At 70.2% G+C, this 17,394-nt stretch carries 13 protein-coding genes; 7 read left to right on the forward strand and 6 right to left on the reverse strand.

The window, feature by feature from the left end:
* Nucleotides 1–216: 216 nt before the first annotated feature.
* Complete coding sequence (locus tag AC3IPY_RS14950) at nucleotides 217–1,425, reverse strand: ROK family transcriptional regulator (RefSeq protein ID WP_489185069.1); 1,209 nt, start codon at nucleotides 1,423–1,425, stop codon at nucleotides 217–219.
* A 68-nt stretch (nucleotides 1,426–1,493) separates the two neighbouring features.
* Between AC3IPY_RS14950 and AC3IPY_RS14955 the strand changes: the two genes are divergently transcribed.
* From AC3IPY_RS14955 to acs, 6 genes are all read left to right on the forward strand, one after another.
* Entirely contained in the window at nucleotides 1,494–2,387 is an 894-nt protein-coding gene (locus tag AC3IPY_RS14955; protein ID WP_489185070.1) for a LacI family DNA-binding transcriptional regulator, read from the forward strand.
* 85 nt (nucleotides 2,388–2,472) lie between these two features.
* Nucleotides 2,473–3,765, forward strand: a complete 1,293-nt coding sequence (locus tag AC3IPY_RS14960; RefSeq protein WP_489185071.1) for an ABC transporter substrate-binding protein — start codon at nucleotides 2,473–2,475, stop codon at nucleotides 3,763–3,765.
* 67 nt (nucleotides 3,766–3,832) lie between these two features.
* Complete coding sequence (locus AC3IPY_RS14965; RefSeq protein WP_489185072.1) at nucleotides 3,833–4,783, forward strand: carbohydrate ABC transporter permease; 951 nt, start codon at nucleotides 3,833–3,835, stop codon at nucleotides 4,781–4,783.
* An 11-nt stretch (nucleotides 4,784–4,794) separates the two neighbouring features.
* The gene (locus AC3IPY_RS14970) at nucleotides 4,795–5,682 is read left to right on the forward strand and encodes a carbohydrate ABC transporter permease (RefSeq protein ID WP_489185073.1); all 888 of its coding nucleotides are present in this window, start codon (nucleotides 4,795–4,797) and stop codon (nucleotides 5,680–5,682) included.
* Nucleotides 5,683–5,693: 11 nt separating this feature from the next.
* Nucleotides 5,694–8,363, forward strand: a complete 2,670-nt coding sequence (locus AC3IPY_RS14975; protein ID WP_489185074.1) for a glycoside hydrolase family 2 protein — start codon at nucleotides 5,694–5,696, stop codon at nucleotides 8,361–8,363.
* 608 nt (nucleotides 8,364–8,971) lie between these two features.
* On the forward strand, nucleotides 8,972–10,924 hold the full coding sequence (gene acs, locus AC3IPY_RS14980; protein ID WP_489185075.1) for an acetate--CoA ligase: 1,953 nt from the start codon (nucleotides 8,972–8,974) through the stop codon (nucleotides 10,922–10,924).
* 228 nt (nucleotides 10,925–11,152) lie between these two features.
* Here the strand turns inward: acs and AC3IPY_RS14985 are convergent, their stop codons facing one another.
* Nucleotides 11,153–12,193, reverse strand: a complete 1,041-nt coding sequence (locus tag AC3IPY_RS14985; protein WP_489185076.1) for a glycerophosphodiester phosphodiesterase family protein — start codon at nucleotides 12,191–12,193, stop codon at nucleotides 11,153–11,155.
* 157 nt (nucleotides 12,194–12,350) lie between these two features.
* Between AC3IPY_RS14985 and AC3IPY_RS14990 the strand changes: the two genes are divergently transcribed.
* On the forward strand, nucleotides 12,351–13,154 hold the full coding sequence (locus AC3IPY_RS14990; RefSeq protein ID WP_489185077.1) for a Bax inhibitor-1/YccA family protein: 804 nt from the start codon (nucleotides 12,351–12,353) through the stop codon (nucleotides 13,152–13,154).
* Between the two features lie 140 nt (nucleotides 13,155–13,294).
* On the opposite strand, the gene AC3IPY_RS14995 is transcribed toward AC3IPY_RS14990, so the two are convergent.
* The 4 genes from AC3IPY_RS14995 to AC3IPY_RS15010 form a co-directional block, all read right to left on the reverse strand.
* A complete protein-coding gene (locus tag AC3IPY_RS14995; RefSeq protein ID WP_489185078.1) occupies nucleotides 13,295–14,239 on the reverse strand; it encodes an L-lactate dehydrogenase in 945 nt (314 codons plus the stop codon).
* 111 nt (nucleotides 14,240–14,350) lie between these two features.
* The gene (gene guaA / locus AC3IPY_RS15000) at nucleotides 14,351–15,934 is read right to left on the reverse strand and encodes a glutamine-hydrolyzing GMP synthase (RefSeq protein ID WP_489185079.1); all 1,584 of its coding nucleotides are present in this window, start codon (nucleotides 15,932–15,934) and stop codon (nucleotides 14,351–14,353) included.
* Nucleotides 15,931–16,428 (reverse strand): DUF3817 domain-containing protein, encoded by a 498-nt coding sequence (locus AC3IPY_RS15005; protein ID WP_489185080.1) that lies wholly within the window; start codon nucleotides 16,426–16,428, stop codon nucleotides 15,931–15,933. The genes guaA and AC3IPY_RS15005 overlap by 4 nt, the downstream gene beginning before the upstream one ends.
* A gap of 43 nt (nucleotides 16,429–16,471) precedes the next feature.
* On the reverse strand, nucleotides 16,472–17,275 hold the full coding sequence (locus tag AC3IPY_RS15010) for an SURF1 family cytochrome oxidase biogenesis protein (RefSeq protein ID WP_489185081.1): 804 nt from the start codon (nucleotides 17,273–17,275) through the stop codon (nucleotides 16,472–16,474).
* Between the last annotated feature and the right edge of the window lie 119 nt (nucleotides 17,276–17,394).

Genomic DNA, 17,394 nt, shown 5'->3' on the forward strand with positions numbered 1-17,394 from the left:
TTGCTCGAACGTGAATCGCCCATCAGCTTCTCGCGTGCAGACATCGGATGTCAACGTTAAAGATAACTAATTTATGATTAAAGCTTTGCGAGAGCGGCATGACGCGATCGGGAGCGGATGCCGCGGCGGATGTCGCGGGTCGATCGGCAGAGGCGGCGACCCTGCAGCATGAGCGCTCGACCGGATGCCTCGAGGGGAGCTCTCGGGCGAGGTCCCTCAGCCGCGCGGGGCCGGACCGTGCCCCGGCGCCACCGAGCTCTGCAGCACGAGTGTCGCCGCTCCGATCGCCGCCGAATCGCGCGGGTCGATGGCGAGCTCGACCGTGGTCGCGTGGATGGCCCGCGCGAACGCGCGCTCGTCGAGTCGCGCCTGCACGGCGCGGACGAAGATCGAGCCGGCCACCGCGAAGCCCGCCCCCGCGAGCACGATGCGGTCGACGTCGAACAGGTTCGCGAGCGTGACGGCGGCGAGGGCCAGCCGGTCGGCCGCGCGCTGGACCACCTGCGCCGCGTCGTCGTCGCCCGTGACGGCGGCGCGCGCGATGTGGTCGAAGAGGGCCGCGTCGCCGAGCGCCTCGATCTCCGCGGACAGCGCGCGGGGGCTCGCCCTCACCTGCTCGGCGACGGCGGCCGGGGAGGCGTATCGCTCGAGGCATCCGACGTTGCCGCAGAAGCAGTCGACGCCGCCGGGCTCGACCGTGACATGGCCGAGTTCGGCCGTGTTCGAGCTCGCACCGCGCACGAGCGAACCGCCGAGCACGACGCCGGCGCCGATGCCGCCGTCCATGTAGATCGTGGCGAACGCATCGGAGCGGGAGACGTTGCGACTCCAGAACTCGCCGACGGCGGCCAACGAGGCGTCGTTGTCGACGAACACGCGGGTGTCGAGTCGACCCGCGAGCTCATCGCGCAGGGCCACGCCCTCGAGGCCGGCGATGCGCGGCGGCAGGTAGACGCGCCCGGTCGTGATGTCGAGCGGACCGGGAACGGCGACGGCGAGGCCGACGACCTCGCCGGGTTCGAGCCCGACCGCCTCGACGAAGCGTCGGTAGAGCGCGGCGATGCGGTCGGCGATCGGCTCGGTGGGCGGTCCGTCGGTGGCGACCGCCTGGCGGGCGATGACCCCGCCGAGCGTGTCGGTCGCCACGCACGTGATCGCCGCGGGGCTGACGTGCATGCCGATGCCGTATGCGGCATGCGAGTCCAGCTCGAGCATGGATCGCGGCTTGCCCCGCGTCGACACCGCCGTGCCCGCCTCGCGGATGACGCCGTCGGCGATGAGCTTGCGCACGATGCCCGACACGGCGGGCTGGGTGAGACCGGTGAGCTCGGTCAGCTCGACCCTGCTGATGCGCCCGGCCGAGCGGATGAGGTCGACGATGAGTGCCCGGCTGCCCGGACCGGCCGCCTGTTCGCGACGCGCCATGCCGTCTCCCTCCGTCGTCCCAGTAGGTTAGTTCACCAGAACCGGGCGACGACGAGGTGGAGGTGCCGATGCGACACACGATCGGATTCGCGCTGGCCAAGCCCGCCGAGGTGCTCGGCGCCGAGCCGTACATGCACGAGCTCATCGCCGGCATCGAGCGGGTGCTCCTCCCCCGAGACGCGTCCCTGCTCCTGCGCATCGTGCCGAGCCCGTCGGGCGTGGCCGAGACGATCCGCCACTGGCATGCCGGCGGCCTCGTCGACGCCGTCATCCTCATGGACCTGGAGCCCGGCGACGCGGCGGTCGACCTGGTCGCCGAGCTCGGCATCCCGGCGGTGGTCAGCGGCGACCCCGACACGGCCGGCGGCCTCGCGACCGTGTGGTCCCAAGACGACGTGGTCATGGAGGCCGCGGTCGAGGCGATGCTCCGGCTCGGCCACACGCGCATCGCACACCTCACCGGGCCCGCACGCATGGCGCACACCCGCCTCCGGGTCGCGGCCTTCCAACGGGTCGCCGCCGGGTCAGAGGCCACGACCGTCGTCCTCGAGGGCGACTACACCGAGCGGAGCGGGCGCGATCTCGCGCGCACCCTGCTCGGCGACGGGCACCCGCCGACCGCGATCGTCGCCGACAACGACCTGATGGCCATCGGCGCACTGGCGGCGGCCCGCGAGCTCGACCTGGACGTGCCGACGCAGGTCTCGATCGTCGCGTGGGACGATTCGGCGCTGTGCCAGCTCTCCTCACCGCCGCTGTCGGCGATGAGCCACGACGTGCAGACGATCGGCGAGCTGATCGGCTCGCTCGCGCTCGAGGCGATCGAGGGTCGTGCGGCGCGAACCGTGCGCGCGCCGGCGGCGGAGTTCGTCGCCAGGGGGTCGACGGATGTCCCGCCCGAAGCGCCGGAGCGCGGCGGAGAATCTCCCGCCGAAACACCGCCGAGCGCCGGAGTCGCTTAAAGATAAATTATTTATCTAAGTCGTTGACATCCGACGTCTGGTCGGACATCCTGTTGGGGATTCGCTTTCGAGCAAAGGAGCCCCCATGAATCACAGCAAGACCAGAACCGCCGCGCTCATCGCGGCGGCGGCGGTCATCCCGAGCCTCATGCTCACCGGCTGCGCCGGCCAGAGCGCAGAGCCGTCCGCCGACTCGATCTCGGTCGTCACCCGCTGGGCGGCCGGCAGCGCAGAGGCCGAGATCCAGCAGCGCGTCTTCGACGCGTTCACCGAGGACACCGGCATCGAGGTCGAGTTCACCGACGGCCTCGAGGAGATCGACGACCAGGTCGAGACGGCCGTCGCGGCGGGCAAGTCGCCCGACCTCGTCATCGTCAACCTCTACGACAAGACCCTCGGCTGGCTCGACGCGGGCGTCACCGTGCCGCTCGACGACCAGCTCGAGGAGTGGGGCCTGGCCGACCGCCTCCAGGAGAGCGCGCTGACCGAGTGGCGGGTCGGCAGCGACCCCGCCGGCGAGCTGCAGGGCCTGCCGTACAGCGGCTTCAGCTGGCCGCTCTGGTACAACACCGACCTGCTCGAGAAGGCCGGCATCGATGAGATCCCCGCGACGACCGACGATCTCATCGCCGCGGCGGCAGCCCTCCGTGCGGCCGACGTGCCGCCGCTCATCGTGGGCGGCAACGACTGGTCGGGCCAGAAGCTCTTCTACCAGATCATCCAGTCCTACGCCGATGCCGACACCACCAAGCAGGTCATGAGCGAGGGCGGCTACTGCGATGCCGGCGACATCGTGAAGGGCATCGAGCTGTTCACCGAGCTTCGCGACGCCGGCGTCTTCGTCGACGACGTCGCGGGCTACACCGCCGACGACATGTACGCCACGTACTTCGCCGGCGAGGCCGCCGCAATGCCCGCCGGTTCGTGGGCGTTCGCGCCGGCGCTCGAGTCCGGCACCGGCATCGAGGGGTCGACGACGGTCGGCGGCCTCGCGGTTCCGTCCGACGGCACGTTCGGCGCTCCGACCGCCTTCCAGGGCTTCACGGGCGTCGGGTTCATGGTCACGAAGCAGGGCGCATCCGACGAGCGCGCCGACCTCGTGCGCCAGCTGATCGAGGCGTTCTACACCGATGACGCGGTCGCCGACTTCGTCGAGAACGGCAACAACGTCACCCCCGTGATCGGCGACTTCGCCGGCCAGGCCCAGAACCCGCTGCTGAAGCAGGCGCTCGCCCTCGGCGACTCGGTCGACTACGCCGTGCTCCCCGACGTCTGGATCGGCGCCTCCTCCGACCCGCTCATCCAGGTCATCACGAAGGCGTTCGGCGGCGGCGACGCGCAGGAGATCTGCGCCGGCCTCGACCAGGCGACCCTCTAGCACCAATCAGTGACCGCGGCGTGCGGGGTCGGTGCCGTCCGACCCCGCCCGCCGTGAAAGGACTTCCGTGATCGAGACACCCGTGCGCACCGGACCCCCTGCCGGTGCAGCCGCCCCCAGCCCCACCCCTCCGCCGCGACGCCGCGGCGGAGGCCTCCGCCGTGAGCGACGACTGCTCTGGCTCACCGCGCCGTCCATGGCGTGGTTCCTCTTCTTCACCGTCGGCCCGCTCGCCGGCATGTTCGTCATCGCGTTCCTCGACTGGCGCGGCCTGCTCTACGAGGCGTCGTTCACCGGACTCGGCAACTTCGAGCGCGTCTTCACCGACCCGACCTTCTTCGAGGCGCTCCGCAACAGCGCCGTGCAGGTCGCCGTGGCGATCCCCCTGATGATGCCGTTGGCGTTCCTGCTCGGCTACTTCCTGAACTCGAAGCCGCGCGGCCATCGCCTGCTCAGCGTGCTGTTCTTCACGCCTGGTCTCATCTCGATCTCGATCAAGGCGATGATGTTCTACGGCGTGCTGTCCCCCACGGGCGGCCTCAACGGACTGCTCGACGCCATCGGCCTCGACGCGCTGACGACCGCGTGGCTCGCGAACCCCGGCACGGCGCTCGCATCCATCATCTTCATCGACCTGTGGTCGGGCGTGGGGTGGACGGCCGTGCTCTTCGCGGCGCGGCTCGCGAGTCTGCCCACCGAGGTCCTCGAGGCCGCCGACCTCGACGGCGCGGGTCGCACCCGCAAGATCTGGCAGATCGCGTTCCCCATGGTCAAGGACTACTTCGCCACCCTCACGATGCTGCAGTTCCTCTGGACGCTGTTCACCTCGGCGGCGCTGATCCTGCTGCTGACCAAGGGCGGTCCGGGCACGTCGAGCACGACCCTCTCGTACCTCGTCTACGCGAAGGCGTTCTCGCAGCGCGACCTCGGCTACAGCCAGGCGGTCGGCATCATCCTCCTCGTCCTCGGCATCCTCGGCATGCTGCTCATCCGCCGCGTGCTGCGCACCAAGATCTGAACGGACCGGTCATGACCGCTTCTTCCCTCTCCCCGGCCCGGGCTACGTCGGCCCCGCGGCGCCGACGCCGGCTGCCGGCGCCCACGAGCATGGGCCCGTTCGCCACCGTGCTCGCGTGGCTCTACGCCCTGATCCTCGCGATTCCCCTCTACTACCTCGTGGTGAGCTCGCTGAAGAACAACGTGGCGATCTTCACCGATCCGTTCGGACTGCCCACGACCCTGTTCTGGGAGAACTTCTCGCAGGCCTGGGAGCGCGCCGCCCTGGGCACCGCGCTCTGGAACTCCGTCATGGTCTCGGGCGTGGCCGTCATCCTGACCCTCGCGCTCGCCGTTCCCGCGGCCTACGCGCTGGCCCGCAGCGACGGCCGTATCGCCCGCCTCGTCACCGGCACGTTCTCGGCCGGGTTCCTGATCCCGCCGTTCGCGGCGCTCATCCCGACCGTCATCCTCGCCATCCAGATGGGCCTGTTCTACACGCGCGAGTTCCAGATGCTGTTCCTGCCGGCGAGCGCGCTGCCGTTGTCGGTACTGCTGCTCACGCAGTTCATGAAGACCGTGCCGCACGAACTCGTCGAGGCCGCCGCGATCGACGGCGCAGGCCAGTGGTCCATCCTGCGCCGCATCTTCATCCCGCTGAGCATGCCGGGCATCGTCAGCGTCACGATCCTGCAGGTGCTGACCTTCTGGAACGAGTACCTCTTCTCGCTCACCATCACGGGCACCGCCCCCGACATCCGGACCGTGCAGGTCGCCCTGCCGACGCTCGTGTCCGACTCCACGCGCTTCGGCGTGCTCGCCGCCGGAACGGTGATCACGCTGCTGCCGGTGTACCTCGCGTACGCCGTGCTGCAGAAGCGCATGCAGGAGGCACTCACCGCAGGAGCTCTGAAGGGATGACCCGCACCAGCATGACCGAACCACTCGTCTCCGAGGCATCCGTCTCCGGCCCGTCCGTCACCGAGGCATCGGGTGTCGGGGCCTCGCCGTTGCGATCGCCGAGCGTCGAACGCGTCGACCTCGCAGGAGAATGGATGCTGCGCCGCGTCGACGGCCCGTCCGTGTCGTCCGCCCCCGTGCCGCCCGCACTGCCCGACGCGATTCCGGCCGTCGTGCCGGGGCAGGTGCACCTCGACCTGCTGCGTGCCGGGCTCCTCGAGGATCCCGACGTCGGGTACGGCGAACTCGCCCAGACCTGGGTCGGCCACGCGACGTGGGAGTACCGCCGCGAGGTCGACTGGGCGCCTGTGGCCGGCGATCGCACCGAGCTCGTCGCCGACGGGCTCGACACCTTCGCGGAGGTGCGCGTGAACGGCGAGCTCGTGGGTCGCACCGCCGATCAGCATCTCTCGCATCGGTTCCGCGTCGACGAGGTGCTTCGCCCCGGCACGAACACGATCTCGGTCCGCTTCGACTCGGCCTGGGCGCACGCCGTCGCCGACGAACACGCACGCGGCCCGCTTCCGAGCCCGTACGACGAGCCCTACCCCCACGTGCGCAAGTCGGCGTGCAACTTCGGCTGGGACTGGGGTCCCCACCACGTGACGGCGGGCATCTGGCAGCCGATCAGGCTGGAGCGCTTCCGCGCGCGGATCGCCGGCGTGCGCCCCCTCGTGCAGGTCGCCGACGACCTGGGCTCGGCCACGGTGCGGGTCGTCGTGCGCACCGAGCTCGACGCCCGCGGATCCGCCGACGCGATCGAGGCGGTGCTCCGCGACGACGCCGGTCGCGAGGTCGCGTCCGCGCGCGTGCCGACGACGATCGGCCTCGCCGGCGATCCGGCCGGAGCGGTCGATCCGAGCGCCATGGAGCAGTCCCTGGAGCTCGAGGTCGCCGATCCCGAGCTGTGGTGGCCCGTCGGTCTGGGCTCGCAGGCGCGCTATGCGCTGGAGGTGCGGCTGCTGCGCGACGCCGACGGCGATCCGGGTGCCGAGCCGCTCGACCGTTGGGAGCGGCGCATCGGAATCCGCTCGGTGTCCGTCGACGACCGTCCCGGGCGGTGGGCACTGGTCGTGAACGGCAGGCGTGTGCGCATCCGCGGGTACAACTGGATCCCCGACGACCCGTTCGACGCCGACGTCACCGACGCACGGCTCGACGCACGGCTCGACCAAGCGGTGGCGGGCAACGCCAACCTGCTTCGGGTCTGGGGCGGCGGCGTCTTCGCGAGCGAGGCGTTCCTCGACGGATGCGACGAGCGCGGCCTGCTCGTCTGGCAGGACTTCCTCTTCGCCTGCGCCGTGTACCGCGAGGACGCGGACATCGCCGCGCTCGTGCGCCGCGAGGCCGAGCAGGCGGTCGAACGGCTGTCGAGTCATCCGAGCGTCGCAATCTGGTGCGGCGGCAACGAATCGGTCATGGGCTGGCACGGCTGGGGCTGGACCGGCATCATCGGCGACGATGCCTGGGGCGCCGGGTACTACACCCGACTGCTGCCCGAGATCGTCGCCGCCCTCGACCCCACCCGCCCGTATGTGCCGAACAGCCCGTGGGGCGGATCGCTCGACGCGGAACCGAACGACCCCGATCGCGGGCCGTCGCACCTCTGGGACGAGTGGAACGACATCGACTACGCCGGATACCGCAGGCACGATCCGGTCTTCGTCTCGGAGATGGGCTGGTGCGGTGCGCCCGCCTGGACGACGCTCCGCCGCGCGGTACCCGACGGCGAGCTCATGCCCGAGAATCCGCAGGTGGCCCACCACATGCGCGCGATCGGCGGCATGCACAAGCTCGCACGAGGACTGCAGCCGCACCTGCCGACACCCACGACGCCCGAGGCCTGGCATTTCGCGACGCAGCTGCTGCAGGCGCGCGCCGTCTCGGCGGGCGTCGAATGGCTGCGCACCCGCGAACGCTGTTCGGGCGTCGTGGTGTGGCAGCTGAACGACTGCTGGCCGGTGCTCAGCTGGTCTGCGGTCGACGGCGACGGGGTCGAGAAGCCGCTCTGGTACGCGCTGCGCCGTTCCTTCGCCGACGTGCTCGTCACCGTGCAGCCCGTCGACCCCGGCGGCACGCTGGATCCGACCGGCCCGCTCGGCCTCGAGCTCGTCGTGGTCGACGACGGACCCGACGACACGGTCGTGCCCGTACGGGTGCGCCGCGTGGGCCTCGACGGCTCGACGAGGGCCGAAGCCGGGTTCGACGTCCGCGTCGCGGCCGATTCCATGACCAGGGTCCGCCTCGACCCGTCGCTCGGCATGCCGGTGGATCCGACCGACGAGCTGGTGATCGTGGATGCGCCGTCCGGCCGCGCCGTGTGGACGCACCGACCCGATCGCCGGCTGGACCTGCCGGAGGCGGTCTACGAACTCGGGGTGCGGCTCGACGCCGGCGACGTGGTCGTCGACGTGACCGCCGTCACGCTGCTGCGCGACATCGCACTGCTGGCCGACCTGTTGGGCGAGCACGTCGGCGTCGCGCCGGCGCAGCTGGGCGTCGACCGCATGCTCGAGACCCTGCTGCCCGGCGAACGGTGCACCTTCCGCGTCAGCCGGCGCGACGGGCTCCCGATCGAGACCGCACCGTCGACCGGCGCGGTGCGCGCGGCGTTCCGCACCGCCAACGGCCTGGTGCACTGAGACGCGGACGACGACGGGCGGGACGGCGGCGAGCGCCGACCCGCCCGTCGTCGTGCGCGCGGAAACGCCGCAGCTGAACGAGCCGGGCGCACGACACGCCGGGCCGCCGTGCGGGCCTGCGCTGGGGCCGGGCCGCCCTGCGGGCCTGCGCTGGGGCCGGATGCGCTCGGCACGAGGCATCCGCTCACCCGCAGAAATGGAAAGAGCCTCCCCCACGTCGTTGTGGAGGAGGACTCGTTTCTTTCAGCGCCGTTCGCGAACGGCACCCCTTAACGAAAGGGGGCGGCACCCATTGGGGGGAACAGGTGCCGCCTCGGCAGCACAAGGATTGGGGGGAATCGCGAGTGCTGCAGGCCACGAAACGATGTTCGGGCGGTACTCAGCATACGGCCTAACGATGTCTACGCAAGTACTTTTTGTCCTCATTTGTGCGGACACACAGATTTCTCTGCGCAAAGGCACAGTAACGGTCGATTATCCGCAATGGAAGGGTTTCGCGCACCGTGTCCACGACACCGGGCGAAACCCCTCTCGAGCGCGAGGTAGGGTGCTTCTTGGGGCAGGCGACCCACCGATGATCCATATCGCGAAGGAGCGACTGAAGAACCATGACCGTTCAGATCGATCACGCGCTCGAGGAGATCAGGCGATTCCGCCCGAGCCCCGAGTTCGCCGCCAACGCCGTCGCCGACGCCGGCCTCGCCGAGGCCGCACAGGCCGACCGGCTCGGCTTCTGGGCCGACCAGTCCCGAGAGCTCCTCCAATGGGAGAAGCCGTTCACCAAGACCCTCGACTGGTCGAACCCTCCCTTCGCGAAGTGGTTCGACGACGGCGAGCTCAACGTCGCCGTCAACTGCCTCGACCGGCACGTCGAAGCCGGCAACGGCGACCGCGTCGCCCTGCACTGGGTCGGCGAGCCCGGCGACTCCCGCGACATCACCTACGCCGAGCTGACCGACGAGGTCAAGCGGGCCGCGAACGTGCTGACCGACCTCGGGGTCGGCTCGGGCGATCGCGTCGCCATCTACCTGCCGATGATCCCCGAGGCCGTCGTCTCGATGCTGGCCGTCGCCCGCATCGGCGCGATCCACTCGGTCGTCTTCGGCGGGTTCAGCGCCGACAGCCTCGCGTCGCGCATCGACGACGCCGAGGCATCCCTCGTCATCACGGCCGACGGCGGGTACCGCAAGGGCAAGGTCTTCCCGCTGAAGCCCGTCGTCGACGAGGCGATCTCGAAGTCGGTGTCCGGCTCCGTCAAGAACGTGCTGGTCGTGCGCCGCGGCGAGAACGAGGTCGCCTGGAACGACCGCGACCTCTGGTGGCACGACACCGTCGGCACCGCGTCGAACGAACACGAGGCCGCGAGCTTCGAGGCCGAGCACCCGCTGTTCATCCTCTACACCTCCGGCACCACCGGCAAGCCCAAGGGCATCCTGCACACGAGCGGCGGATACCTCACCCAGGCCGCCTTCACGCACAGGAACGTGTTCGACCTGCACCCCGAGACCGACGTCTACTGGTGCACGGCCGACATCGGCTGGATCACGGGGCATTCCTACGTCGTCTACGGCCCGCTCGCGAACGGCGCCACGCAGGTGCTCTACGAGGGCACGCCCGACACGCCGCACCCCGGTCGCTGGTGGGAGATCATCGAGAAGTACAAGGTCTCGATCTTCTACACGGCGCCCACGGCCATCCGCTCGTTCATGAAGGCCGGTCGCCACATCCCGCAGGCGTTCAACCTGCGCTCGCTGCGCCTGCTGGGCTCGGTCGGCGAACCGATCAACCCCGAGGCCTGGATCTGGTACCGCCACGTCATCGGCGGCGGCTCGATCCCCGTGGTCGACACCTGGTGGCAGACCGAGACCGGCGCGATCATGATCTCGGCGCTGCCGGGCATCACCGACCTCAAGCCGGGCAGCGCGCAGGTCGCGATCCCGGGCATCTCGATCGACATCCTGAGCGACGACGGCACGCCCGTCGAGGGCGAGGGCGGCGGCCTGCTCGTCGTCACCGAGCCGTGGCCGTCGATGCTGCGCGGCATCTGGGGCGACCCCGAGCGCTTCAAGGAGACCTACTGGGAGAAGTTCGGCGACAAGTACTTCGCCGGCGACGGCGCCCGTCGTGATGAAGACGGCGACATCTGGCTGCTCGGCCGGGTCGACGACGTCATGAACGTCTCGGGTCACCGCCTCTCGACCGCCGAGATCGAGTCTTCGCTCGTCGCCCACCCCTGGACCGCCGAGGCCGCCGTCGTCGGCGCCGCCGACGAGACCACGGGCCAGGCGGTCGTCGCGTTCGTGATCCTCAAGGCCAGCCAGGCCGAGCGGGTCACCGATCTCGCGGCCGCGAGCGACGAACTGCGCAAGCACGTCGCGACCCAGATCGGCGCCATCGCGCGCCCCCGCCAGGTGTTCATCGTGAACGAGCTGCCGAAGACGCGCTCGGGCAAGATCATGCGGCGACTGCTGCGCGACCTCGCCGAGGGCCGCGACATCGGCGACACCACCACGCTCGCCGACACGTCGATCATGCAGACGATCAGCGCGCAGGTGAAGTAGCAGCGCACACCACGAACGTCGGATGCCGCGGCCGGGAGCCTTCCCGTCGCGGCATCCGTCGTTCAGCCGGGGTCCGACGGCCCGCTCCGAACTGGTGTCCGCGGCGAGCCTTTCGCCACGAGCGCGGGGGCCTCGCCTCGGAACTCGCGGTACTTCGCTACTCCGGTACTCCGGTACCGGAATCCAGGACGGAACCCACCTCAGGCGAGACCGTGCGCTGCCGGCGCCTCAGCCGGGTGCGCCCCCGAGGAGCGCCCGAGCCTCGACCCCGAGGTCGGGGTGGTCGACGAAAATCCCGTCGACGCCGGTCGCGAGCACGGCGCCGAATGCGCCGATCCAGTCGCCCCAGGCCGCCTTGCCCTTGCCACGCCGGTACGACGCGGGGAGGAAGCGGTTCTCGGGCCGGAGCGTCCACGTGAAGACCCGGAGACCGGCGTCGTGGGCGGCCGCGACCAGCGTGGCCCCCGCGAGCGGCGCGCCCGGCACGGCAGCCGCGTCGAGCAGGCGTCCCACGCCGACGCTCACGCCGTCGAACCGCCCGATGAGCGACCGCAGCCCGGCTTCGGTCACGAACGAGTCGTACGACGGCGCCGCCGAGCCGGCAGCACGCACGAGGTCGGCGGGCGCACCCGCACCCTCGACGAGCAGCACTCGAGAGCCGCGGATGCCTCTGGCCGCGAGTTCGTCGAGCACCGTGGGTTCGAACGCCTCCATGATGAGCCGGTCGCCGCCGTCGCCCCAGCCTGCGGCGTCGAGCTCGGCCGCGAACAACTCGTCGAGCGGCAGCCCGATGCCGGCGAAGTACGACGCGTGCTTGAACTCGGCGACCATGCGAAGCATCCGCCCGCCGTCGTCGGCGGCCCGGTCGATGATCTCGAAGAGGTCCCGTAACCGGATCACCGGGTAGCGGCCGTCGAAGCTCGCGCTCGCGTGCCGCAGGGCCCCGAGTCGCTCTCTCGCGCGCAGCGTCGAGAGCTCGGCCCAGGTGAAGTCCTCGGTGAACCAGCCGGTAAGGGAGGTGCCGTCGATCTCGCGCGTGGTGCGACGCCCGGCGAACTCCGGTCGGGACGAGACATCCGTCGTGCCGGAGATCTCGTTCTCGTGACGCAGCACGAGCACGCCGTCGCGCGTGGCGACGAGGTCGGGCTCGACCGCATCGGCACCGAGCGCGAAGGCCAGTTCATACGCCGACCTGGTGTGCTCGGGGCGGTAGCCGGAGGCGCCTCGGTGTCCGATGACGAGCGGATTCGGCAGGGATTCGTCCGTCATGCGCCTCAGCGTAACCGCCGCGACCGGCATCGACCGTGGAAATCCGCGTGAACTCACGGCATCGTCACGGAATTCACCGGATAGATTGGATGTTGCACCGGATATCGCATCCGTCCCCTTCCCCCGCACCGACGACAGCCGAAAGCAGAGGAACATCATGGCTCTCGACAATCCCGCCTTCTCGCGGAACTCCGCATTCTCTTCGCAGGGAGCCCAGGCCGTTGCGCAGAACGTCTCCGCGCAAGAGCTGCAGGAGATGTACAACCAGCCCGCGACGCTGCCCGACCGCGAGGTCATGACGGTCGAGAACACCATCTCCAAGACGGTCGGCGCCTTCGCCGTGCTGCTCGTCGGTGCCGCCATCGGCTGGGTCCTCACCCCGGCCATGCCCGCGCTGTTCTGGATCGCCTCGATCGTCGGCTTCGTGCTCGCGCTGGTGAACATCTTCAAGAAGGAGCCGTCGCCGGCCCTCATCCTCGCGTACGCGGGCGCGCAGGGCATCTTCATCGGCGGCATCTCGCAGATCTACGAGGGCATGTACTCGGGCATCGTGGCCCAAGCCGTCATCGGCACCCTCGTCGTGTTCGGCGTGACGCTCGCGCTCTTCGCGAGCGGCAAGATCCGCGCCTCGAAGAAGGCGACCAAGGTCTTCCTCATCGCGATGGTCGGATACCTCGTCTTCTCGGTCATCAACATGATCCTCATGTGGACCGGCGTCAACAACGACCCGTGGGGCCTGCGCGGCACAGACATCTTCGGCATCCCGCTCGGCCTCGTCATCGGCGTGCTCGTCATCATCATGGCTGCCTACTCGCTCGTGCTCGACTTCGACCTCATCCAGCAGGGGGTGCGCAACCGCGCCCCCAAGAAGTACGGCTGGACCGGAGCCTTCGGCATCATGGTCACCGTCATCTGGCTCTACCTCGAGATCCTCCGCTTCATCGCGATCGCGCGCGACTAGCGCTGACGCTCAGCACGTTCTCGAACGAACGGGGTCGCCTTCGGGCGGCCCCGTTCGTCGCGTCGGTGACGATGAACACCAGAGGGGCGGATGCCGCGGCCACGCGACATCCGCCCTCAGTCGTTGGTGAGCGGCCGCCGTCAGAACCCGAGCGAGGCGAGCGAGCCGCGGATCGCCTCGGCCGAGGTCGCGAGCAGCTTCGCCTCGTCGTCGGACATCGGAGCCTCGGCGATCGGGAACGCGCCCTCGCCGCCGACGATGCTCGGCAGCGAGAGGGCGATGCCGTCGAGCCCGCGGATGCCGCTGAGCACGGTGCTGACGGGCAGCACGGCGCGCTCGTCGTGCACGACCGCCTCGACGATGCGGGCTCCGGCGAGCCCGATCGCGTAGTTCGTCGCCCCCTTGCCCTTGATGACCTTGTAGGCCGCGTTGCGCACCTCGTCGGCGATCTCGTCGAGCTCGGGCAGGGTGAACGGCTCACCGCCGCGCCAGTCGAGGATCGGCACGGGGCCGATGCCCGCCTGCGACCAGAGCGGGAACTCGGTGTCGCCGTGCTCTCCGACGATGGCCGCGTGCACGCTCGACGTCGAGACGCCCGCGCGCTCGGCGAGCAGCCATCGTAGGCGCGAGGTGTCGAGCACGGTGCCCGAGCCGAAGATGCGGTTGGCCGGCAGGCCGGAGATGCGCTGCGCCGCGACCGTCATGACGTCGACCGGGTTCGTGACGAGCACGTAGATCGCGTCGGGCGCGCGCTCGAGCAGGGTCGGCAGCAGGCTCTCGAGGATGCGCACGTTCGTGCCCGCGAGGTCGAGCCGCGTCTGGCCGGGTTGCTGCTTCGCACCGGCCGTGATGACCACGACATGCGAGCCCTCGACGACGGCCAGGTCGGCGCCGCCGCTCACGCTCGCGCCCGTGAACTGGGTGCCGTGCGCGAGGTCGAGCACCTCGGCCTCGACCTTCTCACGGGCGATGTCGTAGAGCGCGACCTCGCTCGCGGCTCCCCTGATGAGCGTGGCGTAGGCGAGGCTCGTGCCCACGCTCCCGGCTCCGACGACGGTGACCTTGGCATTCTCGACGACATTCACCCTGCCCATCCTGCCGTGGACCGGGGCAGTTGTCAGGAGCCCGCGTCGGAATGCCGGATGAACGACGAACGGCCACCCGAAGGCGGCCGTTCGAGTCGCGTCAGCGCGCGATCACTCCCACTCGATGGTTCCCGGCGGCTTCGACGTGACGTCGAGCACGACGCGGTTGACCTCGGCCACCTCGTTGGTGATGCGGTTCGAGATCTTGGCGAGCACGTCGTAGGGCAGGCGGGTCCAGTCGGCGGTCATCGCGTCTTCGGAGCTCACCGGTCGCAGCACGATGGGGTGGCCGTAGGTGCGACCGTCGCCCTGCACGCCCACCGAGCGCACGTCGGCGAGGAGCACGACCGGGCACTGCCAGATCTGCTGGTCGAGGCCGGCGGCGCTCAGCTCTTCGCGCGCGATGGCGTCGGCCTCGCGGAGCAGAGCGAGACGATCACGGGTGACCTCGCCCACGATGCGGATTCCAAGGCCCGGCCCCGGAAACGGCTGCCGGCCCACGATCTCTTCGGGCAGGCCGAGTTCGCGGCCGATGGCGCGCACCTCGTCCTTGAAGAGGGTGCGCAGCGGCTCCACGAGCTCGAACTGCAGGTCTTCGGGAAGGCCGCCCACGTTGTGGTGGCTCTTGATGTTGGCCGTGCCGGTGCCGCCGCCCGACTCGACGACGTCGGGGTAGAGCGTGCCCTGCACGAGGAATTTGATCGGCTCGCCGTCGGACTCGGCCTCGGCGACGAGGTCGCGCTCGGCGGCCTCGAACGCGCGGATGAACTCGCGCCCGATGATCTTGCGCTTGGTCTCGGGGTCGCTGACGCCGGCGAGCGCGTCGAGGAAGGTGTCGGCCGCGTCGACCGTGACGAGGCGGATGCCGGTCGCGGCGACGTAGTCGACCTCGACCTGGCGGCGCTCGTCCTTGCGGAGCAGTCCGTGGTCGACGAACACGCAGACGAGCTGGTCGCCGACGGCCTCGTGCACGATCGCTGCCGCGACGGCGGAGTCGACGCCGCCCGAGAGGCCGGCGATGACACGGCCGGTGCCGACCTGCTCGCGGATGCGCGCGACCTGCTCGGCGATGACATTGCCCGAGTTCCAGTCGGCGGGGATGCCCGCGGCGCGGTGCAGGAAGTTCTCGATGACGTTCTGGCCGAACTCCGAGTGCTTGACCTCGGGGTGCCACTGCACGCCGTAGAAGCCCTGCTCGTCGTTCGCGAACGCGGCGACGGGCGTGGTGGCCGTCGAGGCGAGCACCTCGAAGCCCTCTGGCGCGATCGCGACCGAGTCGCCGTGGCTCATCCACGTGACCTGGTGGTCGGGCTGGCCGCCGAGCAGCGCGTTGTCGTCGTCGGTGCGCACCGTCGTCTCGGTGGCGCCGTACTCGCGGTGCCCCGTGTGCGCGACCTCGCCGCCGAGCTGCTGCGCCATGACCTGGAACCCGTAGCAGATGCCGAGCGTGGGCACGCCGAGCTGCAGGATGCCCTCGTCGAGGGAGGGCGCGCCCGGCTCGTAGACCGAGGACGGCCCGCCCGAGAGCACGATGCCGATGGGGTTCTTGGCGCGCACCTCTTCGGCCGTGATCGTGTGCGGCACGATCTCTGAGTAGACGGATGCCTCGCGCACGCGTCGTGCGATCAGCTGCGCGTACTGCGCGCCGAAGTCGACGACGAGCACCGGGCGCTGCTCGGTGGGCTGATCGGTCACGGCTGGGCCTCCACGGGGTCGACGTCGGATGTGGTGTCAGGGGCCGGCGACGCGGCGTCGCGCGCCTCGCGCTCGGCGAGGTAGGTGTTCACCTGGCGCGCGATGCGGCCCTCGAGGAAGAAGGAGAGGAACGGGATGACGCCGCCGAGTGCGATGAGCAGGAACCGCGAGAACGGCCAGCGCATGAGGCTCCAGAGGCGGAAGTCGCTGAAGAGGTAGAGCACGTAGAACCAGCCGTGCGCGATGAGGATGCCGGTCGAGAGGTTCACGCCCTCGCCCGTGGAGACGAGTCCTGCGGGGGTCTCGACCACGGGAGCGAACGTCAGGAACCCGGCCGGGCCGAACCCGAACAGCTCGTAGTGGAAGACGTACTTCAGGATCATCTCGGCGCAGAGCAGGAGCAGCATGACGCCGGTGATGACCGACGTGACGGCGTAGAGCTTCAGCGCCCCGCGAATGCGCGGCAGATCGGCGAGTTTGGGCTCGAGGGGCATGCGCCCAGTCTACGTGGCCCGAATCCGAGTGGATGCCGGGAGATCAGCCCTTCGCCGGCCCGCCGGGCGGGGGCGATGCCCCGGCAGAGACGGCGGCCGCGGCCTCCTCGGCCTCCTGCTGCTCGCGCTCGACGGCGTCGCGCACGAGGCGGTACCAGAGGTAGACCGCGAAGCCCGCGAAGACGACCCACTCGACGGCGTAGAAGACGTTGAGCCAGTTGAGCTCGACCTCGTTCTCGGGCGCGGGCGAGGCGATCGCCTCGAGTCCGGGCGCGGCATCGGTCGTGGTGATGTAGCCGAAGTAGACGGGCCGGTCGTCGTAGTCGGCCCAGACGTTGATGAGTTGCGCGACGGCCACCGTCGTCATCGCGAACGGGTCGCCGTCTTCGTCGGGCGCGACGGGCGCCTCGCTCGGCAGGAATCGCCCGACGACCGCGATCTCCGTGCCGTCGGCCGCTGCGTCGACGGCATCGGCGGCCGCCTGCGCGGTGTCGCGGTCGGCGGCCCAGCCCAGCGCGACGGGCAGGCCCCCTGGCGAGGCATCCGTCACCTCGAGGTGTGCGACGACCCAGAACCCCGCGACGCCGTCGTTGAGGCGGCCCTCGACGAGCACGGTGTCGCCCGGAACGAAGGTGCCGTGCACCTCGACGCGCTGGGCGGTCGCGAGCTGCTCGGTCGGCGCATCGGGCTGCACGAGGTCGCCGAACGGCAGCACCTCTTCGGTCGGTCGCTCGACGGTCGTCGACTGCTCGACGGCACGCTCGATCTGCCACTGCCCCAGCAGCGCGAACCCGGCGGCGACGGCGAGGGCGAGGAGGAGCGCGAGCACCCATCGCGGGCGCAGCATCATCTGCAGCATCAGGCCCCGATGCCTCGCGCGCGGGCGAAGGGGAAGGCGTCGGGCATGCCGTCAAGTCTACGTCGCCCGGTCGACGCCGATTCACGGCGCCGAGCGGGCGAACGGGA

The sequence above is a fragment of the Agromyces sp. GL_144 genome, from assembly GCF_057834305.1.

What these genes read in the sequence shown, in the direction of transcription:
- AC3IPY_RS14970 (WP_489185073.1), top strand. Translation starts at nt 4,795, where the DNA reads ATGACCGCTTCTTCCCTCTCCCCGGCCCGGGCTACGTCGGCCCCGCGG.
- AC3IPY_RS15005 (WP_489185080.1), bottom strand. Translation starts at nt 16,428, where the DNA reads ATGCCCCTCGAGCCCAAACTCGCCGATCTGCCGCGCATTCGCGGGGCG.
- AC3IPY_RS14950 (WP_489185069.1), bottom strand. Translation starts at nt 1,425, where the DNA reads ATGGCGCGTCGCGAACAGGCGGCCGGTCCGGGCAGCCGGGCACTCATC.
- AC3IPY_RS14955 (WP_489185070.1), top strand. Translation starts at nt 1,494, where the DNA reads ATGCGACACACGATCGGATTCGCGCTGGCCAAGCCCGCCGAGGTGCTC.
- AC3IPY_RS14985 (WP_489185076.1), bottom strand. Translation starts at nt 12,193, where the DNA reads ATGACGGACGAATCCCTGCCGAATCCGCTCGTCATCGGACACCGAGGC.
- AC3IPY_RS14975 (WP_489185074.1), top strand. Translation starts at nt 5,694, where the DNA reads ATGACCGAACCACTCGTCTCCGAGGCATCCGTCTCCGGCCCGTCCGTC.
- AC3IPY_RS14960 (WP_489185071.1), top strand. Translation starts at nt 2,473, where the DNA reads ATGAATCACAGCAAGACCAGAACCGCCGCGCTCATCGCGGCGGCGGCG.
- acs (WP_489185075.1), top strand. Translation starts at nt 8,972, where the DNA reads ATGACCGTTCAGATCGATCACGCGCTCGAGGAGATCAGGCGATTCCGC.
- AC3IPY_RS15010 (WP_489185081.1), bottom strand. Translation starts at nt 17,275, where the DNA reads ATGCTGCGCCCGCGATGGGTGCTCGCGCTCCTCCTCGCCCTCGCCGTC.
- AC3IPY_RS14990 (WP_489185077.1), top strand. Translation starts at nt 12,351, where the DNA reads ATGGCTCTCGACAATCCCGCCTTCTCGCGGAACTCCGCATTCTCTTCG.